The 22,107-nt window shown below is 68.8% G+C and carries 22 protein-coding genes; 14 read left to right on the top strand and 8 right to left on the bottom strand.

Going from position 1 to position 22,107, the window contains the following annotated elements; genetic code table 11:
- Positions 1-52 precede the first annotated feature (52 nt).
- Together ACJQWM_RS02980 and ACJQWM_RS02975 are read right to left on the bottom strand one after the other, a co-directional pair.
- The gene (locus ACJQWM_RS02980) at positions 53-904 is read right to left on the bottom strand and encodes a cyclic di-GMP-binding domain-containing protein, MshE-related (RefSeq protein ID WP_332702073.1); all 852 of its coding nucleotides are present in this window, start codon (positions 902-904) and stop codon (positions 53-55) included.
- Positions 905-960: 56 nt separating this feature from the next.
- Entirely contained in the window at positions 961-1,329 is a 369-nt protein-coding gene (locus tag ACJQWM_RS02975; RefSeq protein ID WP_332702075.1) for a response regulator, read from the bottom strand.
- Positions 1,330-1,500: 171 nt separating this feature from the next.
- Here ACJQWM_RS02975 and ACJQWM_RS02970 point away from each other — a divergent pair, with 171 nt between their 5' ends.
- Entirely contained in the window at positions 1,501-2,010 is a 510-nt protein-coding gene (locus ACJQWM_RS02970) for a DUF1993 domain-containing protein (RefSeq protein ID WP_332702077.1), read from the top strand.
- A 139-nt stretch (positions 2,011-2,149) separates the two neighbouring features.
- Entirely contained in the window at positions 2,150-2,788 is a 639-nt protein-coding gene (locus ACJQWM_RS02965; protein ID WP_332702079.1) for a DUF998 domain-containing protein, read from the top strand.
- Positions 2,789-2,833: 45 nt separating this feature from the next.
- Here the strand turns inward: ACJQWM_RS02965 and ACJQWM_RS02960 are convergent, their stop codons facing one another.
- The 3 genes from ACJQWM_RS02960 to ACJQWM_RS02950 form a co-directional block, all read right to left on the bottom strand.
- On the bottom strand, positions 2,834-3,553 hold the full coding sequence (locus ACJQWM_RS02960) for an RNA pseudouridine synthase (protein WP_332702081.1): 720 nt from the start codon (positions 3,551-3,553) through the stop codon (positions 2,834-2,836).
- A gap of 296 nt (positions 3,554-3,849) precedes the next feature.
- Positions 3,850-4,182, bottom strand: coding sequence for a YkgJ family cysteine cluster protein (locus tag ACJQWM_RS02955; protein ID WP_332702083.1), 333 nt, complete (start codon positions 4,180-4,182; stop codon positions 3,850-3,852).
- On the bottom strand, positions 4,179-4,859 hold the full coding sequence (locus tag ACJQWM_RS02950; protein WP_332702085.1) for a class I SAM-dependent methyltransferase: 681 nt from the start codon (positions 4,857-4,859) through the stop codon (positions 4,179-4,181). Before ACJQWM_RS02950 ends, ACJQWM_RS02955 begins: the two co-directional genes overlap by 4 nt.
- 217 nt (positions 4,860-5,076) lie before the next feature.
- On the opposite strand from ACJQWM_RS02950, the gene radA reads away from it, so the two are divergent.
- Both radA and ACJQWM_RS02940 read left to right on the top strand, forming a co-directional pair.
- Positions 5,077-6,516, top strand: coding sequence for a DNA repair protein RadA (radA, locus tag ACJQWM_RS02945; protein WP_411306661.1), 1,440 nt, complete (start codon positions 5,077-5,079; stop codon positions 6,514-6,516).
- Positions 6,517-6,546: 30 nt separating this feature from the next.
- On the top strand, positions 6,547-8,874 hold the full coding sequence (locus ACJQWM_RS02940; protein ID WP_332705032.1) for a putative bifunctional diguanylate cyclase/phosphodiesterase: 2,328 nt from the start codon (positions 6,547-6,549) through the stop codon (positions 8,872-8,874).
- A 78-nt stretch (positions 8,875-8,952) separates the two neighbouring features.
- Here the strand turns inward: ACJQWM_RS02940 and ACJQWM_RS02935 are convergent, their stop codons facing one another.
- Positions 8,953-9,741, bottom strand: coding sequence for a cytochrome C assembly family protein (locus tag ACJQWM_RS02935; protein WP_332705029.1), 789 nt, complete (start codon positions 9,739-9,741; stop codon positions 8,953-8,955).
- 199 nt (positions 9,742-9,940) lie between these two features.
- On the opposite strand from ACJQWM_RS02935, the gene ffh reads away from it, so the two are divergent.
- The 6 genes from ffh to ACJQWM_RS02905 all read left to right on the top strand — a co-directional run bounded on the left by ffh (position 9,941) and on the right by ACJQWM_RS02905 (position 14,369).
- Positions 9,941-11,305, top strand: a complete 1,365-nt coding sequence (ffh, locus tag ACJQWM_RS02930) for a signal recognition particle protein (protein ID WP_332705027.1) — start codon at positions 9,941-9,943, stop codon at positions 11,303-11,305.
- 254 nt (positions 11,306-11,559) lie between these two features.
- Positions 11,560-11,847, top strand: a complete 288-nt coding sequence (gene rpsP / locus ACJQWM_RS02925; RefSeq protein ID WP_332705024.1) for a 30S ribosomal protein S16 — start codon at positions 11,560-11,562, stop codon at positions 11,845-11,847.
- 43 nt (positions 11,848-11,890) lie between these two features.
- Positions 11,891-12,406, top strand: coding sequence for a ribosome maturation factor RimM (rimM, locus tag ACJQWM_RS02920; protein WP_332705021.1), 516 nt, complete (start codon positions 11,891-11,893; stop codon positions 12,404-12,406).
- A gap of 81 nt (positions 12,407-12,487) precedes the next feature.
- Positions 12,488-13,288 (top strand): tRNA (guanosine(37)-N1)-methyltransferase TrmD, encoded by an 801-nt coding sequence (gene trmD, locus ACJQWM_RS02915; protein ID WP_332705018.1) that lies wholly within the window; start codon positions 12,488-12,490, stop codon positions 13,286-13,288.
- 131 nt (positions 13,289-13,419) lie between these two features.
- Positions 13,420-13,821: a 50S ribosomal protein L19 gene (gene rplS / locus ACJQWM_RS02910; RefSeq protein ID WP_332705016.1), complete on the top strand. Its 402-nt coding sequence runs from the start codon at positions 13,420-13,422 to the stop codon at positions 13,819-13,821.
- Between the two features lie 143 nt (positions 13,822-13,964).
- Positions 13,965-14,369 (top strand): RNA-binding S4 domain-containing protein, encoded by a 405-nt coding sequence (locus tag ACJQWM_RS02905; RefSeq protein WP_411306660.1) that lies wholly within the window; start codon positions 13,965-13,967, stop codon positions 14,367-14,369.
- Between the two features lie 30 nt (positions 14,370-14,399).
- Here the strand turns inward: ACJQWM_RS02905 and ACJQWM_RS02900 are convergent, their stop codons facing one another.
- A complete protein-coding gene (locus ACJQWM_RS02900) occupies positions 14,400-14,882 on the bottom strand; it encodes an Lrp/AsnC family transcriptional regulator (RefSeq protein WP_332705012.1) in 483 nt (160 codons plus the stop codon).
- A 92-nt stretch (positions 14,883-14,974) separates the two neighbouring features.
- Between ACJQWM_RS02900 and ACJQWM_RS02895 the strand changes: the two genes are divergently transcribed.
- Positions 14,975-16,165, top strand: a complete 1,191-nt coding sequence (locus ACJQWM_RS02895; protein ID WP_332705010.1) for a trans-sulfuration enzyme family protein — start codon at positions 14,975-14,977, stop codon at positions 16,163-16,165.
- 189 nt (positions 16,166-16,354) lie between these two features.
- Here the strand turns inward: ACJQWM_RS02895 and mutS are convergent, their stop codons facing one another.
- Positions 16,355-18,964 carry a DNA mismatch repair protein MutS gene (gene mutS / locus ACJQWM_RS02890; RefSeq protein WP_411306659.1) on the bottom strand — a complete coding sequence of 870 codons (2,610 nt, stop codon included), beginning with the start codon at positions 18,962-18,964 and terminating at the stop codon, positions 16,355-16,357.
- Positions 18,965-19,167: 203 nt separating this feature from the next.
- Here mutS and ACJQWM_RS02885 point away from each other — a divergent pair, with 203 nt between their 5' ends.
- The 3 genes from ACJQWM_RS02885 to arsJ all read left to right on the top strand — a co-directional run bounded on the left by ACJQWM_RS02885 (position 19,168) and on the right by arsJ (position 22,008).
- On the top strand, positions 19,168-19,506 hold the full coding sequence (locus tag ACJQWM_RS02885; RefSeq protein ID WP_332705008.1) for an ArsR/SmtB family transcription factor: 339 nt from the start codon (positions 19,168-19,170) through the stop codon (positions 19,504-19,506).
- 191 nt (positions 19,507-19,697) lie between these two features.
- Entirely contained in the window at positions 19,698-20,702 is a 1,005-nt protein-coding gene (locus tag ACJQWM_RS02880; RefSeq protein ID WP_332705006.1) for an ArsJ-associated glyceraldehyde-3-phosphate dehydrogenase, read from the top strand.
- Positions 20,703-20,787: 85 nt separating this feature from the next.
- Positions 20,788-22,008 carry an organoarsenical effux MFS transporter ArsJ gene (arsJ, locus tag ACJQWM_RS02875; protein WP_332705004.1) on the top strand — a complete coding sequence of 407 codons (1,221 nt, stop codon included), beginning with the start codon at positions 20,788-20,790 and terminating at the stop codon, positions 22,006-22,008.
- The last annotated feature ends 99 nt before the right edge of the window (positions 22,009-22,107 follow it).

Genomic DNA, 22,107 nt, shown 5'->3' with positions numbered 1-22,107 from the left:
CATGGGGCGCTCCTACAAGAAGCGAGGCGTCTGCGTGGCTGTACCGCGGGCCTCAGCTATTGACGATCAGCACGAACGGCCCGAGCGGCGAGGTCATCGTGACCGCGAGCGTGCGCTCGCCCTGCGCCAGGAACTGCGCGGCCGGCACGCCGGTGTCCGGCGGCGATGCGCGATAGCCGGCGTCGTCGGGCAGCGCGTCCTTGACCACGTAGCCCATCAGCACATTCACCAGCTCGCCGAGCGCATCGACCGCCAGCTCCGGATCGCATTGGTCGGGCGTGATCGAGAGGAAGGCGCAGGCAATGCCGGTCATCACCTCTTGGTCGCAGCCGATGCCGATCGCCAGCGGCCGCTCCGAGCTGATCCGCACGTGCGCGGTGACCTCGCAGGACGTCACCGGCGCGCCGGCGTTGACCAGGCTGGAGAACTGGCACTGGCTGCCGAGGATGCGCGGGAACAGGCGGGTACAGGTGTTGATCGCGCTGGTCACCGCATCGCCCAGCGGGTGCTCGGCGATGCCCAGTGCCAGCGCCTGCACCGCCTGGTCGCGGTCGAGCTGGTGCGCGGCCAGCTCGGCATCGAGCTGTTCGCCGGTCAACGTGCCCTGCTCGACCAAAATCTCGCCGAAGCGCTTGCGCCTCGCCTTCTGTTCGTCGAGCAGTTCGGCGACCTGTTCTGCGCCGAGCAGCCCCATGTCCTGTGCGATATCGCCGAAGCGCCGGTCCTCGGCACGCTGGCGTTCGTTGACGCGCCGTGCCTGCACGGCGCTCAGCATGCCGTGCTGCTCGGCCAGTTCGCCCAGCAAGGGGTTGGATGCGTGCTGCGCCTCCAGCGCCGCCAGCAACTGCTGCCTGTTGATCGAGCCTTTTTCCAGCAGGAACTGGCCCAGGAATTTTGCTGCCATGTCGGGTCGCCTCGTGCCGGTTTGACGATGAAGGTGGAGCGCTTGCACCTGCGTGCTCAGGCGATGGTTTCGTGCAGCACGCGCGCCATGGCCTCCGGATCGATGGGTTTCTGGAGGTAGGACTTCGCGCCCAGGCGCAGGCATTCCTCGATATCGCTGCGCGCGCCGAGCGAGCTGAGGATCACCACCCGCGCCTGCGGATCGGTGGCGAGGATCTCGCGCAGCGCCTGCTTTCCGTCGCGCTGCGGCATCACCAGGTCCAGCAGCACCACGTCCGGGCGCAGCGCCTTGTACTGCTGCACGGCGTCGACGCCGGTACCGGCTTCGGCCACCACGTCGAAACCGCAATCGGCGAGCTGCCGGGCGGCCAGCATGCGCAGCGCGCGCGAGTCGTCGCACAGCAATACGGTCGGGCGGGAAGTCATCGTGACGGATCCTCGGTTGAAAGAAGGCGGCGCAGCCCGCGCAAATGGCTGGCGTCCGCGCTCACTTCCGTAACGGCTTTGTGCGGGGATACTTGAGCTGAGTCCCGCCGACGATGCTGCCGATCCTGCGCCGGCGCTACCATCGACGGCCCCTTCCGAGGAAATCCCCCAATGACCATCTCCATGCATGCCGCGTCGGTCCCGCTGTTCAAGCAGATGCTCGGCAGCCTGGGCGAGCTGCTCGCCAAGGCCGAGGCCCACGCCGCCGACCGGAAGATCGAGCCGCAGGCCCTGCTGCAGGCGCGCCTGTTTCCGGACATGTTCCCGCTGGTGCGGCAGGTGCAGATCGCCTGTGACTTCGCCAAAGGCGTCAGCGCGCGCCTGGCCGGCGCCGAGGTGCCGGTCTATGACGACCGCGAGCAGACCTTCGAGGAGCTGCGCGCGCTGGTCGCGAAAACGCTGGCGTTCGTGGACGGCCTGGAGGCCGCGCGCTTCGAGGGCAGCGAGCAGCGCGAGATCGTCACCCGCCCCGGCACGCCGAAGGAGCGCCGCTTCGATGGCCAGAGGTATCTGCTGGGCTATGGCCTGCCGCAGTTCTTCTTTCACGTGAACATGAGTTATGCACTGTTGCGCCACAACGGGGTGGAGGTCGGCAAGCGCGACTACATGGGTCAGTACTGACCTGGCAGGTCGCCGCCGCCACGAGGGCGCAGCGGAGCAGGCCCCGCTCTACGCCAGTGGCGTGGGGGGAGCCAGTAGAGCCGAGCGAGCTCGGCTGCCATCCAGCCGCCTCGTTGGCACCTGACATCGCAGACCTCCAATGCCGAACCACGCCACGTCCTCCACCGGCATCGCACGCCTGGGCACGATCGCGCTGGCCGGCATTGCCGCGTTCGTGGCGGCGTGCATCGCCAGCCAGTTCCTGCACCCCGACCTGAACTGGCTGCGCGCGCCCATGAGCTTCTACCTGCTGGGCGACCACGGCGGCTGGCTGCGTGCCGGGTACGTGGCGCTGGCGTTGGCACTGGCCGCGCTCGGCGTCGGCTACTACCGCGCGTTGCACCCGCAGGCGCGCAGCAGCGGGTCGCGGGCGTTGTTCGTGATCGGTGCCACCGGCCTGTGCGTCACCGCGATCGCCGATTCCGATCGCAGCGGCCTCAGCGTGGAAGGCCTGATCCATGGCATCGCCGCGCTCACCGCGTTCCTGTGCGTGAGCATCGCCATGCTGCTGCAGTCCTGGTGCATGCGCGGCGACGCGCTGTGGCGTGCGCGCTTCACCACCGCATTCGCGCTGGCGCTGGCGTGCTTCGTGGCGTTGTGGGTGCACGCCTTGTGGCGCGAGGCGCCGCGCGGGCTCAGCCAGAAGCTGGTGATGGCGCTGATCGTGCTGTGGCTGGGGCTGGCGGCGACGTGGTTGCGCCGGGCCGGCGCGGTAGGTGCCGGGACGCAGCCTGAATGAGCGGGCTCCTCGCCGATGCCGGGGCGTGCCGCCTGTCCAAGCGCCCTAAAAGCGTTCGCTGACCGGCAGGTAGCGCCATTGGCCGAGCGGCAGCTTGCCCATCGCGACCCGGCCGATGCGGATGCGGCGGATCGAGATCACCTCGAAGCCCACCTGCGCACACATGTCGCGCAGCTGGCCAGGCCGCACCGCCTTGATCGCGAACCGCAGCCGCGTCTCGTTCTGCCAGCTGACCTTGCACGGCGGCAGCGGCCGGCCCCTATAGCTCATGCCGCGGCTGAGCCGGCTCAACGCGTAAGGGCCGGGATCGTTACCGGATACCTCGACCACGTACTCCTGCTCGATGGCATCGCCGTCCTCGGTGAGGCGCCGCCGCACGCGGCCGTCCTGGCTCAGCACCATCAGCCCGCTGGCCTCCGCTTCCAGCGGCATGAGCGGAGTCAGGTGCTGGAAGTGCCGCTGCAGCAGGCGCACGCCGGAGGCATCGCCGTCGGCATGGGTCCCGGGGGCGATCAGCGCCGGTGCGGCGGCGGACTCGTGAGCGGCGGACTTGTGCAGCAACATCGTCGCTGGTTCGGCCGACTCCAGCCGTGCGTCGCCCGCGACCTCCACCACCTGTGTGGTGATGGTGTGCTGCGGCTCCTCGACCACCTCGCCGTCGACCCGTACCCAGCCGCCGGCGATGTACTGCTCGGCCTCGCGGCGCGAGCAGCGGGCGAGCTCGGCCACACGGCGGGCGAGGCGGACGGGTTCTGATTCGGGCATGGCGGTGCGGGGAGCTTGGACTTGGGTGGGGCAGTTTAGGGCGTCGGGTATCGCACCGGGTGTAGAGGTTCTGGCGCGTGGGTTGCCCTGAGGTGGTGACGCGATGGCAACAGCAAGAGCAAATCCTCCCCAGCCCTCCTTTTCCAAAGGAGGGAGTAATAGCAGGGGCAACAGCAGGCGCAACAGCAACAGCCGGCGCAACCGCAACAGCCGTGTTCCCCGGATTGCTCTAGCGGTTTCCCCTTTGAAAAAGGGGGGCAGGGGGGATTTGCTCTTCGGCGGTTAGCCGCAAAAACTCAACACAGCTTCAGCGGAATTCCGCCAGCGGTGTCGCGCGAATACGTCTCCCGTTCGTCGCGGCAATACGCGCTGCCCATCGCGAACTTGCGGCAGATGCCGGGGCGCAGCTCGTAGATGCTGCAGCACATGCGGCTCTGGTCGACCGCCACGCACCAGCCGTCCTCGTCATGCGCCATCACCTCCAGCCCGCGCGGATCGCGCTCGGTCAGGTGGCGCGGCACCGGGTCGTCCGGCATCACCACCACCGTGAGCCGGCAGCACACCGCATCGCAATTGCTGCACGACACCCCCGGGTCGACCGCATCGTCGGGAAACGCTGCGGCGCTCATGCGCACAGGCCGTCGGTGGCCGACGCGCCACGCCGGTAGCTCAGCAGCCGGCCGCGGAACGGGAGTTGGTCGCGCTCGTCGAAACGGCTGCGAAGCTCGGTCACGCTATAGCCCTGGGCGGCCAGCGCGCGGGTCAGCAGGCTGCTGTTGCCGCGGCCGGGGTCGGTGATCAGCACCTCCGCATCGACGTGCGCGTGGCGCAGCAGCATGGCCGCCAGCTGGCTGGCGTGATCGCGCTCGTAGAGGATGTCGCTGCCGATGATCAGGTCGAAACGCCCCAGCGCCAGGTTAGGTACCGCCCACGGCAGGTCGCGGTAGGCGATCGCCGCCAAGCCGTTGAGCGCGGCATTGTGGGCGAGGAACGGTTCGGCCAGCGGATGGTGATCGGTGGCGACGATGTCGGCCCCGCGGCGTTGCAGCACCAGGCTTGCCAGGCCCAGCCCGCAGCCGAGTTCCAGGATGCGCTTGCCGGCGACCTCGAAGCTTGACATCGCCTCGGCCAGCACGCGCCCGGACGGCCAGACCTGGCCGAACAGGCTCCACAGCGATGAGGAGATGCCGGCGCGTTCGGCCAGGCCGTCGGGATCGGCGAACTGCTGCAGGTCGCTCAGTGCGCGGATGTGGAAGTCGTGGCCGCCGAGGCGGACGCACAGGTTGCGGGTCTTGTAGCCCGGCATGGATGCCCCCGTGGGGCCGCCTCGAAGCGAGGCCGGCGGTGAAGCAGGAGGGGGAGCGACACGGCGACGGCGCAAGCCGGCCACGCGAGACGCTGGAGCGGATTCAGACGGAAGATCGGTGTCGCCATCCTACGCTGCCGGTGCCGCCGTCGCGGGCGGTCTCACTGAACGAGACAGCTCGCCGTTACCCTGTGGGCCCCAGTCCAGCGCCCCTGCCATGTCGAACCTGTCCAAGCCCGCCGCCAAACCTGCCGGCAAGCTCGCCGGCAAAACCAGCGCCAAAGCGCGCACCGCGTACGTCTGCGCCGAATGCGGCGCCGACCATAACAAGTGGCAGGGCCAGTGCGGCGAGTGCGGGGCGTGGAACTCGCTGAGCGAGTTCGTGGTCGAGCCCGCCAGCGCCGGCAAGGGCGTGGCGGCCTCGCGCCGCGGCAGCTGGGCCGGCCGCGCCGACGCGCCGGCGGTCACCGCGCTCAAGGACCTGAGTCACACCGAGGAATCGCGCGTGACCACCGGCATCGGCGAGCTCGACCGCGTGCTCGGCGGTGGTCTGGTGCACGGCGCGGTGGTGCTGGTCGGCGGCGATCCGGGCATCGGCAAGTCGACCCTGCTGCTGCAGGCGATCAGCAAGATGGCGCAGACGCTGCCGGCGCTGTACGTGACCGGCGAGGAGTCGCTGTCGCAGATCGCCGGTCGCGGCGCGCGGCTGGGCCTGCCGCTGGACGGCGTGCATGCGCTGGCCGAAACCGGCATCGAGCGCATCCTGGAACATGCTGCGACCATGCGGCCTAGCCTGATCGTCGCCGACTCGGTGCAGACCCTGTGGACCGAGGAGCTCAGCGCCGCGCCGGGCTCGGTCAGCCAGGTCCGCGAGAGCGCAGCGCGGCTGGTGCGCTACGCCAAGGAGACCGGCACCTCGGTGTTCCTGGTCGGCCACGTGACCAAGGAGGGCGGCATCGCCGGCCCGCGCGTGCTCGAGCACATGGTCGATGCGGTGCTGTACTTCGAGGGTGAGAGCGGCAGCCGCTTCCGCGTGCTGCGCGCGTTCAAGAACCGCTTCGGCGCGGTCAACGAGCTGGGCGTGTTCGCGATGGGCGACAAAGGCCTGCGCGAGGTGCCCAACCCGTCGGCGATCTTCCTGTCCGGCAGCCGCACGCCGCAGCCGGGCAGTTGCGTGATGGTCACGCGCGAAGGCACCCGGCCGCTGCTGGTCGAGGTGCAGGCGCTGGTGGACGCCTCGCCGTTGTCGAATCCGCGCCGGGTGGCGGTCGGCATGGAGGGCAACCGCCTGGCGATGCTGCTGGCGGTGCTGCACCGGCATGGGGGGGTTGCGGTCGGCGACCAGGATGTGTTCGTCAACGTGGTCGGCGGCATCCGCGTGCAGGAAACCGCGGCCGACCTGCCGGTGCTGCTGGCGGTACTGTCGTCGTTGCGCGACAAGCCGCTGGCCGAGCAGACGATCGCGTTCGGCGAGGTCGGCCTGTCCGGCGAAATCCGCCCGGTGCCCAACGGCGAGGACCGGCTGAAGGAAGCCGCGACCCACGGCTTCAAACGCGCGATCGTGCCCAAGGCCAACGCACCCAAGGGCGGTCGTATTGGCGAGATGCAGGTGATCGCGGTGGAGCGGCTGGCCGAGGCGCTCAGCGCCGCGGAGTGAACCCGCGACCGGATCTGCCGATAAGGGGGCATGAGCGATCCCCTGCCCACTGGTGGTGATCGGCTGGCGCTTGCGTTTGCCCGGACCCATGACATTCTGCACCCGGACCCATTGGCCAAGGCGGGCAGCCAGACGATGCGGAATCGGCCCGATACCGAAGACATTGCGGACCATGGCGCAGCGAAGGAGTCCTTGCCGGCCGCCTGCGGCTGCGTGGTGGATGGCGAAGGGCGCGTGGTCGAGGTGGATGGCGGCGAGGCCGGCAGCGGATCGTCGTCGCGCCGCATCACCGATCTGGTGCCCGCGCTGGATGCCGCCGCCTTTGCAGGCCTGCGTGCCGCTGTGGATGCGGCACCTGCGTGCGTGTTGCGGATCGACATCCCCTCGCCCGGCGGGTCGGTCATCGCATTGCGGCTCAGCCGGATCGATGCACCCGCATCCCGCTACCGGGTGGACGTGGAGCAGGCCGACAGCCGCGCCGGCTACCGCGAGCGGCTGGAGCAGCGGCTGGCGTTCGAGCGCCTGATCGCGGCGCTGTCGACCGAGCTCATCCACGCCCCTTCCGAGCGGCTGGACGGCTTGATCGAGCAGGCGCTGGGCCGCATCGGCCGCGAGTTCGCGGTCGACCGCGCGTACCTGTTTAGGTTCAGCGCGGACCGCCGCACCCAGAGCAACACCCACGAGTGGGTGGAGGAGGGCATCACCCGCGAGGCCGAGCACCTGCAGGACGTGCCGATGACCCATTTCCCCTGGCTGATGGAGGAGATGCTGGCCGGCCGCGCGGTGCACGTGCCGGTGGTCACGGCCTTGCCGGATGTGGCGGCGACCGAGCGCGGGGAATTCATCCGCGAAGGCATCCGGTCGCTGGTGCTGGTGCCGTTTGGAAGTGCCGACCGCATGGAGGGATTCATCGGCTTCGATTCGGTGCGCCGCGAACGCCACTGGGCACCGGACATCCTGCTGGGGCTGCAACTGGTCGGGCAGATGTTCTTCAACGCGTTCCGCGCGCAGGAAATGGCCGAACGGCTGACCCGGCTGGCTTTCCACGACCCGCTGACCGGCATGGGCAACCGCCGGTTCCTGGGTGAGCGGCTGTCGGATGCACTGGAGCGCAGCCAGCGCGAGCAGCTGAAGCTGGCGGTGATCCTGATTGACCTGGATGACTTCAAGCTGGTCAACGACAGCTACGGGCACTCGCTCGGCGACGACATCCTGAAGACCGCGGCGTCGCGGCTGAGCGCCACCGTGCGCGTGCCCGACACGGTGGCGCGGCTGGGCGGCGACGAGTTCGTGGTGGTGGCCGAGGTGGCCGGAATCGACGCGGTGTCGCACCTGGTCGAACGGCTGTTCGAGGCGATGCTGGAGCCGGTCCAGCTGCGGGGCGTGACGTTCGCCCTGCGCATGAGCGTGGGCATCGCGCTGTTCCCCGATGACGGTGCGACCGCCGAGACGCTGCTGCGCCAGGCCGATACCGCCATGTACGCGGCCAAGGTCGAGGGCAAGAATCGTTCGGCCTTCTTCACCCCCGGCATGACCCGCGACAGCCGCGCGGCGTTGCGCCTGCGGCATGACCTGCGCCTGGCGATCGAACGCGACGAGATCACGCCCTGGTACCAGCCGCGGGTGGCGTTGCCCTCCAGGCAGGTGATCGGGTTCGAGGCGCTGGCGCGCTGGAACCACCCGCGGCGCGGATTGCTGCTGCCCTCGAACTTTCTCGACCTGGCCCAGCGTAGCGGGGTGATCGGCCGGATCGACCTGTGCATCCTGGCGCACGCGCTCAGCGACCTGGCCGGCTGGCGGCAGCATCATCCCGACTGCCGCATCTCGGTCAATCTCGATGCCGCGGACCTGCAGGACGAGGCCCTGATCGAGCGCCTGCAGCAGATGCTGACCAGCGCCGGCGATGCCGCCGAAGGCATTGAGATCGAGATCACCGAAAGCTCGCTGATGCGCGACATCGACCAGGCCTCCGCCATGCTGACGCGCCTGCGCCGGGCGGCACCGGCGCTGAAGGTCGCAATCGACGACTTCGGCAGCGGCTACTCCTCGTTGGCCTACCTGGGGAGGTTGCCGGTGACCACGTTGAAGATCGACCGCGGTTTCACCGCCGAGCTGGGCCGCGACAGCCCTGCGGGAGGCAACCGGCGCAGCGCGCGTGCGATCATCCATTCGATCATCGATCTGGGCCGCAGCCTCGGCTTGCACGTGGTCGCCGAGGGCGTGGAAACCGCCGCGCAGGCCGAGGAGCTGTGCGAGCTGGGTTGCCTGGAAGCGCAGGGTTTCCTGTTTTCCGCGGCGGTTCCGCCAGCCACGGCCGCGAAACTCCTGGATCACGGGACGTCTGCAGTAGATCCGTAGAGCCGAGCTTGCTCGGAAGCCTTTCATGTAGCCGCCGCGCAGCGCAGCAAGTTGCGCTCTACACAACAGCGGCCACGTTCAGGCGCGCCCCAGCACCAGCTCCAGCACGAACTTGCTGCCGAAGTAGGCCAGCACCAGCAGCGCCATCGCCATGAGCGTCCAGCGCACCGCGACCGCCCCGCGCCAGCCGTAGCGCCACCGCCCAACGAGCAGGGCGCCGAAGGCCAGCCACGACAACACGCTCAGCACGGTCTTGTGCACGAGGTCCTGGGTCAGCAGGTTTTGGACGAACAGCACGCCGGTCAGCAGCGTCGCGGTCAGCAACACGAAGCCGACCGCGATGGTGCGGAACAGCAGCGTCTCCAGTTCGACCAGCGGCGGCAGGGCGCGCAGCCAGCGGTGGAAGTCGCGCCGGCGCAGCGCGCGTTCCTGCGCCCACAGCATGACCGCCAGCAACGCGGCCACCGCCAGGGTGGCGTAGGCCAGCAACGCGAACCAGGCGTGCAGCTGCAGCCGCCAATCCAGGGCGATCGACGGGACCGGGCCATGGCGGTGGTAACCCACCAGGGCGAGTGCCGCCAGCGGGAACACGACCACCCCCAGCGCGCCCATCCGCCCCGCCGCGCCGACCAGGGTGGTCAGCGCGGCCATGCCGAGTCCGACCAGCGACAGCGCCGCGAAGAAGTGCAGGTCGGCGGTGCCCGAAGCGCGCCACGCCACCAGATGCGCGGCTGCATGCAGCACCACCGCAGCGGCCGCCGGCAACCACCACGGCCTTGGCATCCGCCCGGTATCGCGGCGCACGCCGACGACCAGCAGGCCGGCGGCGGCGAGGTAAAGCACGATGGCGATGAGAACGATTGTCATCGCCGCAGTGTGGCACAGCCGTGCAGCAGTAGGAGCGGCTTCAGCCGCGATCCGGAGCCGGAGATGCGACCGGGCAGCCGCAGAGTGGGCATGCTTTCCCTGCCCACCAGCTTGGCCGCCACGCCGGTGGGCACCAAAAACGTGCCCATCCTACCGGCTACAATCAGCGGTTCCGTTTCGCCGTTGCGGTGCCGCTTCCATGTTCGAATCCCTGACCCAGCGCCTGTCCGGCACCATCGAGCGCCTGCGTGGCCGCGGCCGGCTGACCGAGGAGAACATCCGCGAGTCGCTGCGGGAGGTCCGCATCGCGCTGCTGGAGGCCGACGTCGCGTTGCCGGTGGTGCAGGCGCTGATGGAGCGCATCAAGGTGCGCGCGGTCGGCCAGGAGGTGATCAAGTCGCTGACCCCGGGCCAGGCGCTGATCAAGATCGTGCGCGATGAGATGACCACGGTCATGGGCGCGCAGGCAGCCGACCTGAATCTCAACGTCCCGGCGCCGGCGGTGATCCTGATGGCCGGCCTGCAGGGCGCGGGCAAGACCACCACCGTCGCCAAGCTCGCCAAGCACCTCAAGGAGCGCCGCAAGAAGAAGGTCATGGTGGTCTCGGCCGACGTCTACCGGCCGGCCGCCATCGAGCAGCTCAGGACGCTGGCGCAGCAGGTCGAGGTGCTGTTCTTCGCCTCGGATGCCTCGCAGCAGCCCGAGGCCATCGTCCGCGCCGCCATCGATGACGCGCGCAAGTCCTTCGCCGACGTGCTGATCGTCGACACCGCCGGCCGCCTCGCGATCGACGAGGCGATGATGGCCGAGATCAAGGCGTTGCATGCGGCGGTGGCGCCGGTGGAAACCCTGTTCGTGGTCGATTCGATGACCGGCCAGGATGCGGCGACCACCGCCAAGGCCTTCAGCGAGGCGCTGCCGCTGACCGGCGTGGTGCTGACCAAGACGGACGGCGACGCGCGCGGCGGCGCGGCGCTGAGCGTGCGTTACATCACCGGTCGGCCGATCAAGTTCATCGGCACCGGCGAGAAACCCGATGGCCTGGACGTGTTCCACCCCGAACGCGTGGCCAGCCGCATCCTCGACATGGGCGACGTGCTCAGCCTGGTCGAGCAGGTCGAGCAGCAGGTCGACCAGGACAAGGCTTCCAGGCTCGCCGCCAAGGTCGCCAAGGGCAGGAAGTTCGACCTCAACGACATGCGCGACCAGCTCGACCAGATGCAGAACATGGGCGGCATCTCCGGCCTGATGGACAAGCTGCCGGGGATGGGCCAGATCCCCGATTCGGTCAAGAACCAGGTGACCGGCAAGGAAGTGCCGCGCATGGTCGCGATCATCAATTCGATGACCAAGAAGGAGCGCCGCAACCCGGCATTGCTGAACGGCTCCCGGCGGGCGCGCATCGCACGGGGCTCGGGCATGACCCCGGCCGACGTCAACAAGCTCATGAAGCAGTTCCAGCAGATGGAAAAGATGATGAGCAAGCTCGGCCGCGGCGGCATGAAAGGCATGATGCGCGGCATGAAGGGCATGATGGGCGGCCGCGGCGGCATGCCCTTCTAAAAACGCCCTCCGCAGGCGGACAAACCCCCTTCTCCCGTTCACGGGAGAAGGTGCCCAAAGGGCGGATGAGGGCACGCGACATGTACGTGCGACGCAAGTGCGTCTCGCCTGCCCTCACCCCAGCCCTCTCCCGCACGCGGGAGAGGGCTGGGGTGAGGGCAAGGCAAAGGCTTCCACTCGCACGGGAAAGCCCCCTATAATTGCCGGCTTACCCCGTCATCCCGGCGGCTGGGCAACACAGGAAACAGCAATCCATGGTCAAGATCCGACTGACCCGCGGCGGCGCCAAGAAGCGTCCGTTCTACCACATCATCGTCACCGACAGCCGCAGCGCCCGCGACGGCCGCAACATCGAGCGCGTCGGTTACTACAACCCGGTCGCCACCGGCGGCGAAAAGCGCGTCGAGCTCGACCTGGAGCGCGTGAATCACTGGGTCTCCCAGGGCGCGCAGCTGACCGACAAGGTCGGCGTGCTCTACAAGGAGGCGCAGAAGTCGCCCGGCACGGCGCCCGCCGACGCGCCGGCTGCTTCCGCAGCCTGAGCCGCAGGCCGCGCGTGGCAAGCCGCGCGGCCGCCTTTTCGAGATGAACGATTCCGGGCGCCGCATCCTCCTTGGCAGGGTGCTTGGCGCCTTCGGTTTGCGTGGCGAGGTGAAGCTCGAGTCGTGGACCGAGCCGCGCAATGCGATCTTCCGCTACCAGCCCTGGCTGCTGGTCGACCCGATGGGGCGCGAGCGCGAGCTGCGCGGCGCGCAGGGGCGTGACAGCGGCAAGCACCTGATGGGCCAGTTCCCGGACGTGAGCGACCGCGACGCGGCCGAGGCGCTGGGCGGCACCGAGATCTACGTGCCGCGCTCGGCGCTGCCGCCGCCCAGTCCCGACGAGTATTACTGGGTCGACCTGGAAGGCCTGCGCGTGGTCAATCTGGAAGGCGTCGCCTTCGGCACCGTCTCGCACCTGTTCGCCACCGGGGCCAATGACGTGCTGGTCGCGCGTGACGAGGAGCGCGAACGCATGATCCCGTTCGTGCGCCCGCAGTTCATCACCGATATCGACTTCGAGGCCGGTGTGGTGACGGTCGATTGGGATCCGGATTTCTAGAAGTGAGGGGGGAGAGTGAGGAGTGAGAGGGTACTCTCCGGCTGTCTCACTACTCACTCCTCTGCACTCACCCCTCGCTTTATGCGCATCGACGTCATCAGCCTGTTCCCCGAATTCGTCGCCCAGTGCGCCGCGTTCGGCGTGGTCGGGCGGGCCGCCGAGCGCGGTCTGCTGTCGCTGCATGGCTGGAACCCGCGCGACCACGCCGAGGGCAACTACCGCCGTGTCGACGAGCGCCCGTTCGGTGGCGGTCCCGGCATGGTCATGCTGATCGACCCGCTGCGCGCCAGTCTGCGCGCGGCCCGCGCCGCTGACCCGGCGCTGGCCAAGGTGGTCTACCTGAGCCCGCAAGGCGCGCCGCTGACCCAGGCCCGGGTCCGCGAGCTGGCCGGCCGTGACCGGCTGATCCTGCTGTGCGGCCGCTACGAGGGGATCGACGAGCGCCTGATCGCGGCCGAGGTCGACGAGGAGATCTCGATCGGCGACTACGTGCTGTCCGGCGGCGAACTGGCCGCCGCGGTGCTGGTCGATGCGGTGGCGCGGCTGCAGGAGGGTGTGCTGAACGATGTCGAGTCGGCCACCCAGGACAGTTTCGGCGACGACGGCCTGCTCGACTGCCCGCATTACACCCGGCCGGTCGAGCATGAACTGGGCGAGGTGCCGGCGGTGCTGATGTCGGGCAACCATGCCGAGATCGCGCGCTGGCGCCGGCGCCAGGCGCTCGGCCGCACCTGGCAGCGCCGGCCCGACCTGCTCGACGAGGCGGCGCTGTCGAAGGCCGATCGCAGGTTGCTGGACGAGTACCGGGCGTCGCTGGCGCAGGCCGCCACCGATGTCGCGGCGGAAAACCCCCTCGATCAGGCAAGAACCGCTAAGCCCTAGCCGCGCAAGGAAAAAGGCCGCTATAATGCGCGGCTTCGCTCCACCCAATGCCAGACGCGGGTCCACGTGCACTCGCGCTACAACGACTCCAACAGGCAAGCCACGCAGTGGCAATCCAACAGGTCAACGTCATGAACAAGCCCTCGCTCAATACGCTGCTGCAGAATTTCGAATCCGAACAGATCCAGCGCCAGCTGCCGGATTTCAGCCCCGGTGACACCGTGGTGGTCAACGTCAAGGTCAAGGAAGGCAACCGCGAGCGCGTCCAGGCCTACGAGGGCGTGGTGATCGCCAGGAAGAACGGCGGACTCAACGCGGCATTCACCGTGCGCAAGATGTCGCACGGCTTCGGCGTCGAGCGCGTGTTCCAGTCCCACAGCGCGGTGATCGAATCGGTCGAGGTCAAGCGTCGCGGCAAGGTTCGCGCCGGCAAGCTGTATTACCTGCGTGGCCTGGAAGGCAAGAAGGCGCGCATCAAGGAAGACCTGGCCGCATACGCCAAGGCCAAGGCAGCCGCTGCCGCCACCAAGTAAGTTCCGGAGGCGCTCTCCGGAGCGCGCAGCGCCAGTCGCATCGACGGCCGCCCCTGGGCGGCCGTTTGCGTTTGGCCAAGCCAAGGTCGATCGTCCATCAAGATGTCCTGTGCGCCGCCGCCCTGACGTACGCCGTGACCCAAATGACCCCATCCGAACCCATCGCAACCGTCCGCCTCGACCTGTGGCTGTGGGCCGCGCGTTTCTTCAAGACCCGCAGCCTGGCGCGGCAGGCGATAGAGACCGGCAAGGTCGAGCTCGGCGGCCAGCGCGCCAAGGCATCGCGCGCGGTGCGCAACGGCGACGTGCTGCGGATCGCGCGCGGCCAGGAGGCATTCGAGGTCACCGTGCTGGGCTTGAGCGACAGCCGCGGCGCGGCGCCGGTGGCGCGGGGGCTGTACGAGGAAAGCGAAACCTCTCGCCTGCAACGCGAGCAGGCGCGCGCGCTGCAGATCGCACAGCGCACCGGCTACCGCGCCCCCGAGGGCAAGCCCGACAAGCGCGCCCGTCGACTGATCCGCGCACTGGGCGATATCGACGCGCTGTAGCCCGTCACGCTCGTGCTGCAGCCCAGCGGGTTAGCCGTCGTCGCGGTCCAGCTCCAGTTGGCCCGGCAGTTCGGTATTGCGCTGGAATTCGAAGATCAGGCGGGTCTCGATCCGCGCCACTTCGGGGCGCTCGGTAAACGCCGACAACGCGAACTCACGCATGTGCGCACTGTCGCGCACGCCGACATGGACCAGGAAGTCGTCGGCCCCGGCCACGTGATAGAACGCCAGGACCTCCGGCAGCGCATGCAGGTGCGCCTGGAAACCATCCAGCAGCGTGCGCGAATGCTGCGCCAGCCGCACTGAGACGAGCGCCTGCAGGCCAATGCCGATGGCCGCGGGCGTGATCTCCGCATGGAAGCCGAGCAGGGTGCGCGACTCGCGCAGCCGGCGGACCCGCTCCAGCGCCGTGGAGGGCGCAATCCCGACCCGTTCGGCCAGATCCTTGTTCGGCAGCCGAGCGTTCTTCCGCAACAGGCGCAGGAGGGCGAAGTCGATTCGATCCAGATGCATGGCAGGTCGCTCCGGCGAAATATTGTTCGGGCGGCAGCTTATCAGGCGCAGTACGTTCTAGGATCTTGCTTCACATCCGAATGGATTAGCCGATGTCGCGTCTCGATACCCTGGCCGTGCATGCCGGTCGCGAAGACCTGGTCGAACTGGGCGTGCATGCCCCGCCGATCGATCTGTCCACGACCTATCCGGTTCCCGACCTGGGTGCCGGGACGGCAAGTTTCGATGCGCTGGTCGGCGGCGATGCCAGTGCCGAAAACCCGATCTACGCGCGCCTGCACAACCCTACCGTGGCCCGGGTCGAGCGCGCCCTGGCGACGCTGGAAGGCACCGAGGCATGCGTCGCGTTCGGCTCGGGCATGGCCGCGCTGACCGCCTTGCTGATGTCCGCCCGCGCGCGTGGAAATCATGTGCTGGTGGTGCGCCCGCTGTATGGCACCTCCGATCATCTGCTGGCCAGCGGCCTGACCGGACTGGAGGCCGAGTTCGTCGACGCCGACCAGATCGCCGCCCGCCGCCGCGCCGACACCGCGCTGGTAATCATCGAGACCCCGGCCAATCCGACCCTGGGGCTGGTGGACATCCGTGCGGTGGTCGCGGCGGCCGGGGACGTGCCGGTGGTGGTCGATTCGACCTTTGCCACGCCGGTGCTGCAGCGGCCGGCGGAGCTGGGCGCGACCTACGTGCTGCACAGCGCGACCAAGTTCCTCGGCGGGCACGGCGATGTCATCGCCGGGGTGGTGTGCTGCGCCGAGGAGCACGCCCGCAGCCTGCGGCAGGTGCGGGCCGCCACCGGCGCCCTGCTGCATCCGCTGGGGGCCTACCTGCTGCATCGTGGCCTGCCGACGCTGACATTGCGGGTGGAGCGTGCGCAGGCCAACGCAGGGGTGCTCGCGCAACGGCTGGCCGAACATCCGGGAGTGCGGAAGGTGTTCTATCCGGGCATGGGCACGGTACGCAACGACGCGCTGCTGCAGGCGCAGATGCGCGGGCCGGGAGCGCTGCTGGCATTCGAGCTGTCGGGTGGGCACGCGGCCGCCGCGGCGGTGCTCAAGGCGGTGCGGCTGATGACGCCCGCGGTCAGTCTCGGCTCGGTCGACACGCTGATCCAGCACCCGGCCGGCCTGACCCATCGCGTGCTTGATGAGCCCACCCGCGAGGCGTGCGGGATCACCCCGGGCCTGCTGCGGCTATCGGCCGGGATCGAGCATGTCGATGACCTGTGGGCGGACCTGGCGCAGGCGCTCGGCAGCGCGGAAGCTGTGGTTTCCCGCGCCGCCTGATCCGAGGCCGCCTTCCCCCGATGGTGTAGAGCCGAGCTTGCTCGGCTGCGTTGCGCGGTGAGGGAGGTCAGCCGAGCAAGCTCGGCTCTACCCATCCCGCTGCGCCCTTGCAGCAGCGCCCCACGGGCGCGAGTTCCGGTGGCGGTCGCGCCCCTGGGGCGCTCCCGCAGAGCCGGGCGCCTGGGTCGGTCAGGTCAGCGCCTTGAGCCGGTACAGCGCTTCCAGCGCCTGTTTGGGAGTCAGTTCATCCGGTTCCAGTGCGGCCAGTGCCTCCATCGCGGCGGCTGCCGGGGTGAACAGGCCGATCTGCTGCGGCTGGTCCAGCGCCACCGCCGCCATCGAGGGTTTGGGCGCGTCGCGGCTGTGTTGCTCCAGTTCCGCCAGGCGAGCGCGGGCCTGACCGATCACCGATCTGGGCAGCCCGGCCAGCGCCGCCACCTGCAGGCCGAAGCTGCGATCGGCCGGCCCGTCCTTGACCGCGTGCATGAACACCAGCTGCTCGCCATGTTCCCGGTCGCGATGTTCGACTGCGTCCAGGTGCACGTTCGCGATCCCGCTGGACGGCTCCGCGAGTGCGGTCAATTCGAAATAGTGGGTGGCGAACAGCGTGTAGGCGCGGTTGACCTGCGCCAGGTGGCGCGCGCAGGCCTCCGCCAGTGCCAGGCCGTCGTAGGTCGAGGTGCCGCGGCCGATCTCGTCCATCAGCACCAGCGACTGCTGGGTGGCGTGGTGCAGGATGTAGCTGGTCTCGCTCATCTCGACCATGAAGGTGGACTGGCCGCGGGCGAGGTCGTCGCCGGCGCCGATGCGGGTCAGGATGCGGTCGATCGGGCCGATCACCGCGCGCGAAGCCGGCACGAAGCTGCCGATGTGCGCGAGCAGCACGATCAGCGCGTTCTGGCGCATGTAGGTCGACTTGCCGCCCATGTTCGGGCCGGTGATGATCAGCATGCGCCGGCCGGCGTGTTCCGGGGCGCAGTCGAGCACGAGGTCATTGGGCTCGAACGGCTCGCTGCGCACCGCCTCGACCACCGGGTGGCGGCCGCGCTCGATGCGCAGGCCGGGGTTGTCGCCCAGTTCCGGCTGTGACCAGTCCAGTGCCAGCGCGCGTTCGGCGAAACCGGCCAGCACGTCGAGTTCGGCCAGCGCGGCGGCGCAGAGCTTGAGTACGTCCAGTCTCTGGTTGAGCGCATCGAGCAACTGCTCGTAGAGCAAGCGCTCGCGCGCCAGTGCCCGCTCGCGCGCCGACAGGACTTTGTCCTCGAACTGCTTGAGCTCCTCGGTGATGTAGCGCTCGGCATTGCTCAGCGTCTGCCGCCGGGTGTAGTGGGTCGGCGCCCTGGCCGCGTGCGCCTTGCTGACCTCCAGGTAATAGCCGTGCACGCGGTTGTAGCCGACCTTGAGCGTGGCGATGCCGCTGGCGATGCGTTCGCGGGCTTCCAGGTCGACCAGGAACTGGTCGGCGGTGCTCGACAGGGTACGCAGCTCGTCAAGCTCGGAGTCGTAACCTTCGGCGAACACGCCGCCATCGCGCGCCAGCACCGGGGGCTGCGGCACGATCGCCGAGGCCAGCAGATGCGCCTGTTCGTCGTGCCGGCCGAGGTCGTCGACCAGCTCGTTCAGGCGCGGGGCGTCGAGCGGGGCGAGCAGGGCGCGCACGTCCGGCAGCAGGCCGAGGCCGTCGCGCAGCGTCGACAGGTCGCGCGGCCGCGCGCTGCGCAGGGCGATGCGGGTCAGGATGCGTTCCAGGTCGCCGAGCGCGCGAAAGCGCTCGCGCAGGGCCTCGCCGGCGCGCGAGTCGATCAGCGTGGCGACCGCCTGGTGCCGCCGACGCAGGATCGGCCGGTCGCGCAGCGGCCGATGCAGCCAGCGCCGCAGCAGGCGCCCGCCCATCGGCGTGATCGTGCTGTCGAGCACGCCCAGCAGGGTGTGCCGGGTGTCGCCGTCGACGCGGGTATCGAGTTCGAGGTGGCGCCGGGTGGCGGCGTTCATCGCGATCGCGCCGTCGCCGGATTCGACCGCGATGGAGCTCAGGTGTGGCAGGCGCTGCTTCTGGGTCTCTTCGACGTAACCCAGCAGCGCGGCCGCGGCGGCGATCGACAAAGGCTTGTCGTCGAGGCCGAAGCCGGACAGGTCGTGCAGGTTGAAGAACCGCAGCAACTGACGGCGGCCGCTGTCGGCATCGAACAGCCACGGCGCGCGCCGGCGCAGGCCGCTGCGCTCGATCACGCACGCCGGCCAGCCGTCCTCGTCGGCGCACAGGGTTTCGGCCGGCTCCAGCCGCGCGAGCTCGGCCTCCAATGCGTCTGCACTGGCGACCTCGTTGACCAGGAAGCGCCCGCCGGCCAGGTCGGCCCAGGCGATGCCGTAACCGTGCTTGTTGCGCGACACCGCCAGCAGCAGCGTGTCGCGGCGCTCGTTGAGCAACGCCTCGTCGGTGACCGTACCCGGGGTGACGATGCGCACCACCTTGCGCTCGACCAGACCCTTGCTCGCGGCCGGATCACCGATCTGCTCGCAGATCGCCACTGACTCGCCGAGCGCGACCAGCCGCGCCAGGTAACCCTCGGCGGCGTGGTGCGGCACGCCCGCCATCGGGATCGGCTGGCCGCCGGAGCTGCCGCGCTGGGTCAGGGTGATGTCGAGCAGCCGGGCGGCCTTGCGCGCGTCGTCGAAGAACAGCTCGTAGAAGTCGCCCATCCGGAAAAACAGCAGCACGTCGGGGTGCTCCGCCTTGGCGGCGAAGAACTGCTTCATCAACGGGGTGTGTTCGGGCGGCTTTTCGGAAGTGCTGGACATCGGCTCACTGCGGAAAGTGGGGCCGTGACGACGCCGGCCGCGAAAGCGGTCGATTGTAGCGAGCAGGGGTGGTGCCTGCTTTAGCCCTCCCCTTGGAAGGAAGGAGACAAACGGGGCGCGGCGCTATTGAGCTCCATCGCTGCTTACATACCTGTTGGCTGCTTGTCATGGCGTTGTAACCATATTTCCAGCATCATCGAACTATGCACACCCAACAAGCCCTCGACGCGCTGGCCGGGCTCGCCCAGAAATCCCGCCTGGCGATCTTCCGCCACCTGGTTGAACTCGGTCCCGATGGGGCCTGCCCGGGCGATCTGGGCGAGGCGGTCGGCATCACTGCGACCACGCTCTCGTTCCATCTCAAAACCCTGCTGCAGGCCGGGCTGATCGACGCCGAGCAGAACGGCCGCAGCATCACCTATCGCGCGAACTTCGCGGCGATGCAGGGGCTGGTCGGCTACCTCACCGAGAACTGCTGCGGCGGCGACAGCGCGCGATGTGAGCCGACCTCCGTGCCTCAGCACAGGCGCTCCGCGCGATGACGAACATGCAAACGGCTGTCAGCCCGCCCAAGCTCGTCATCCCGCCGAGCTCGTCATCCCCGCGAAGGCGGGGATCCAGCGCCTTTGTTTTCATGTGCTGCAGAAGCGAAGTCACTGGGTTCCCGCGTTCGCGGGAATGGCGACTGAAACGCGTTGATGACGCCTGACACATTTCGATCGAGACAAATGCAATGACCATCAAGACAGGCATCAACGGCTTCGGCCGCATGGGGCGGCTGACCCTGCGCGCGGCGTGGGAATGGCCGGAACTCGAGTTCGTGCAGGTCAACGATCCTGCCGCCGATGCGGCCACGCTCGCGCACCTGCTCAACTTCGATTCGGTGCACGGCCGCTGGCACCACGAGGCGCGCCACGACGGCGACGATCTGCTGATCGGTGGGCGCCGCATCGCGGTGACGCGCAACAGCCGGATCGCCGAGACCGACTGGTCGGCCTGCGACGTGGTGATCGAGGCCTCCGGCAGGTTCCGCAAGTCGGCGCAACTGCAGCCGTATCTGGACCAGGGCGTGGCGCGCGTGGTGGTTACCGCGCCGGTCAAGGAGCCGGGCGTGCTCGATGCGGTGGTCGGGGTCAACGACCACCTGTTCGATCCGGCGGTGCATCGCATCGTCACCGCGGCTTCCTGCACCACCAACTGCCTGGCGCCGGTGGTCAAGGTGATCCGCCAGGGCCTCGGCATCCGCCACGGCAGCCTGACCACGATCCATTCGCTGACCAACACCCAGACCATCGTCGATGCGCCGCACAAGGACCTGCGCCGGGCGCGTTCGTGCGGGACCAGCCTGATCCCGACCTCGACCGGCTCGGCCACCGCGATCGCCTCGATCTTTCCGGAGCTCGAGGGCCGGCTCGACGGCATCGCGGTGCGCGTGCCGCTGACCAATGCATCGCTGACCGATTGCGTGTTCGAGGTCGAGCGCGCGACTACGGTGGAGGAGGTCAACGCGCTGCTGCGCGCGGGGTCGGAGGCCGGGCCGCTGCGCGGGATCCTGGGGTTCGAGGAGCGGCCGCTGGTGTCGATCGATTATCTCGGCGATCCGCGCTCGAGCATCGTCGATGCACTGTCGACGCGGGTCATCAACGGCACGCAGGTCAAGATATTCGCGTGGTACGACAACGAGTGGGGCTATGTGAACCGGACCGCGGAGCTGGTGCTCAGGGTCGGCTCCGCGTGACGTAGAACCGAGCTTGCTCGGCTGCCCTTCCGACCCGATCACCGCAGCCGAGCAAGCTCGGCTCTACGCGAGCACTTAGCTGCCAATGTCAGAACGGTTTCCCCCCTCGGTCCGCCAGTACGCATTGATCACCGGCAACTACTGGGCGTTCACCCTGACCGACGGTGCGCTGCGCATGCTGGTGGTGCTGCACTTCCACCAGCTCGGCTACGGGCCGTTGCAGATCGCGCTGCTGTTCCTGTTCTACGAGATCTTCGGGGTCATCACCAACCTGGTCGGCGGCTGGATCGGCGCGCGCATCGGCTTGAACCGCACCATGAACATCGGCCTGGGTCTGCAGATCGCGGCACTGGCGATGTTGGCCGTGCCGGTGGCTTGGCTGACGATCCCCTGGGTGATGGCGGCGCAGGCGCTGTCGGGCGTGGCCAAGGACCTCAACAAGATGAGTGCCAAGAGCAGCGTCAAATCGCTGGTGCCCGACAGCGCACAAGGCACGCTGTATCGCTGGGTGGCGGCGCTGACCGGCTCGAAGAACGCGCTCAAGGGCGCCGGGTTCTTTCTGGGTGGGCTGCTGCTGGGCGGCATCGGGTTCCGCGCTGCGGTACTGGCGATGGCCGCCGGCTTGATGCTGGTGTGGCTGGCAAGCCTGATGATGCTGCGGCGCGACCTCGGCAGGGCCCGGTCCAAGCCGAAATTCCAGGCGATGTTCTCCAAGGGTCGCGCGATCAACGTCCTCTCGGCGGCGCGTTTGTTCCTGTTCGGCGCCCGCGATGTCTGGTTCGTCGTCGCGTTGCCGGTGTTCCTGGCCACCTCGCTGGACTGGGAGCACCGGTCGGTCGGTGCCTTCATGGCCACCTGGGTGATCGGCTACGGCATCGTGCAGGCCGCCGCGCCGCGCCTCACCGGCCGTCACGACCAGCCGCCCGGTCGCGTGCAGGCGTTTGCCTGGGCCGGGCTGCTCGCGCTGGTGCCGCTGGGCATTGCGGCGGTGTTCGGGCAGTGGCCGGCACAGACGCTGCTCATCGCCGGGTTGGGCCTCTTCGGCGCGCTGTTCGCGATCAATTCCTCGTTGCACAGCTACCTGATCGTCAGCTACGCCGCCGAGGACGGGGTGTCGCTCGATGTCGGTTTCTACTACATGGCCAACGCGATGGGCCGGCTGATCGGGACCGTGCTCTCGGGCTGGGTCTACCAGGTCGCCGGGCTCGCGGCATGCCTGTGGATATCGGCGGTCTTCATCGCGGCCGCGGCGCTGATCTCCCTGGCGCTGCCGCCGCATGCGCGCGAGGCGGCAAGCGCACCTTGAGCCGGCATTCGCACCCTTGGCCCGGCGATCGCACATGGCGGTGCTGTGTTGCGGCGCGGCATGACAGCGCCCGATGGCGTGCTAGCTTCTTGCTACCGT

Source organism: Novilysobacter longmucuonensis, assembly GCF_046600735.1.
Classification (GTDB): domain Bacteria; phylum Pseudomonadota; class Gammaproteobacteria; order Xanthomonadales; family Xanthomonadaceae; genus Novilysobacter_A; species Novilysobacter_A longmucuonensis.
The sequence above is the reverse complement of the archived record's forward strand: the minus strand, read 5'-3'. Positions and strand labels throughout refer to the sequence as shown.

Excerpts from the sequence above, each read along its gene's own strand:
- ACJQWM_RS02980 (WP_332702073.1), bottom strand. The coding sequence starts at position 904 with ATGGCAGCAAAATTCCTGGGCCAGTTCCTGCTGGAAAAAGGCTCGATC.
- ACJQWM_RS02975 (WP_332702075.1), bottom strand. The coding sequence starts at position 1,329 with ATGACTTCCCGCCCGACCGTATTGCTGTGCGACGACTCGCGCGCGCTG.
- ACJQWM_RS02970 (WP_332702077.1), top strand. The coding sequence starts at position 1,501 with ATGACCATCTCCATGCATGCCGCGTCGGTCCCGCTGTTCAAGCAGATG.
- ACJQWM_RS02965 (WP_332702079.1), top strand. The coding sequence starts at position 2,150 with ATGCCGAACCACGCCACGTCCTCCACCGGCATCGCACGCCTGGGCACG.
- ACJQWM_RS02960 (WP_332702081.1), bottom strand. The coding sequence starts at position 3,553 with ATGCCCGAATCAGAACCCGTCCGCCTCGCCCGCCGTGTGGCCGAGCTC.
- ACJQWM_RS02955 (WP_332702083.1), bottom strand. The coding sequence starts at position 4,182 with ATGAGCGCCGCAGCGTTTCCCGACGATGCGGTCGACCCGGGGGTGTCG.
- ACJQWM_RS02950 (WP_332702085.1), bottom strand. The coding sequence starts at position 4,859 with ATGCCGGGCTACAAGACCCGCAACCTGTGCGTCCGCCTCGGCGGCCAC.
- radA (WP_411306661.1), top strand. The coding sequence starts at position 5,077 with ATGTCGAACCTGTCCAAGCCCGCCGCCAAACCTGCCGGCAAGCTCGCC.
- ACJQWM_RS02940 (WP_332705032.1), top strand. The coding sequence starts at position 6,547 with ATGAGCGATCCCCTGCCCACTGGTGGTGATCGGCTGGCGCTTGCGTTT.
- ACJQWM_RS02935 (WP_332705029.1), bottom strand. The coding sequence starts at position 9,741 with ATGACAATCGTTCTCATCGCCATCGTGCTTTACCTCGCCGCCGCCGGC.
- ffh (WP_332705027.1), top strand. The coding sequence starts at position 9,941 with ATGTTCGAATCCCTGACCCAGCGCCTGTCCGGCACCATCGAGCGCCTG.
- rpsP (WP_332705024.1), top strand. The coding sequence starts at position 11,560 with ATGGTCAAGATCCGACTGACCCGCGGCGGCGCCAAGAAGCGTCCGTTC.
- rimM (WP_332705021.1), top strand. The coding sequence starts at position 11,891 with ATGAACGATTCCGGGCGCCGCATCCTCCTTGGCAGGGTGCTTGGCGCC.
- trmD (WP_332705018.1), top strand. The coding sequence starts at position 12,488 with ATGCGCATCGACGTCATCAGCCTGTTCCCCGAATTCGTCGCCCAGTGC.
- rplS (WP_332705016.1), top strand. The coding sequence starts at position 13,420 with ATGAACAAGCCCTCGCTCAATACGCTGCTGCAGAATTTCGAATCCGAA.
- ACJQWM_RS02905 (WP_411306660.1), top strand. The coding sequence starts at position 13,965 with ATGACCCCATCCGAACCCATCGCAACCGTCCGCCTCGACCTGTGGCTG.
- ACJQWM_RS02900 (WP_332705012.1), bottom strand. The coding sequence starts at position 14,882 with ATGCATCTGGATCGAATCGACTTCGCCCTCCTGCGCCTGTTGCGGAAG.
- ACJQWM_RS02895 (WP_332705010.1), top strand. The coding sequence starts at position 14,975 with ATGTCGCGTCTCGATACCCTGGCCGTGCATGCCGGTCGCGAAGACCTG.
- mutS (WP_411306659.1), bottom strand. The coding sequence starts at position 18,964 with ATGTCCAGCACTTCCGAAAAGCCGCCCGAACACACCCCGTTGATGAAG.
- ACJQWM_RS02885 (WP_332705008.1), top strand. The coding sequence starts at position 19,168 with ATGCACACCCAACAAGCCCTCGACGCGCTGGCCGGGCTCGCCCAGAAA.
- ACJQWM_RS02880 (WP_332705006.1), top strand. The coding sequence starts at position 19,698 with ATGACCATCAAGACAGGCATCAACGGCTTCGGCCGCATGGGGCGGCTG.
- arsJ (WP_332705004.1), top strand. The coding sequence starts at position 20,788 with ATGTCAGAACGGTTTCCCCCCTCGGTCCGCCAGTACGCATTGATCACC.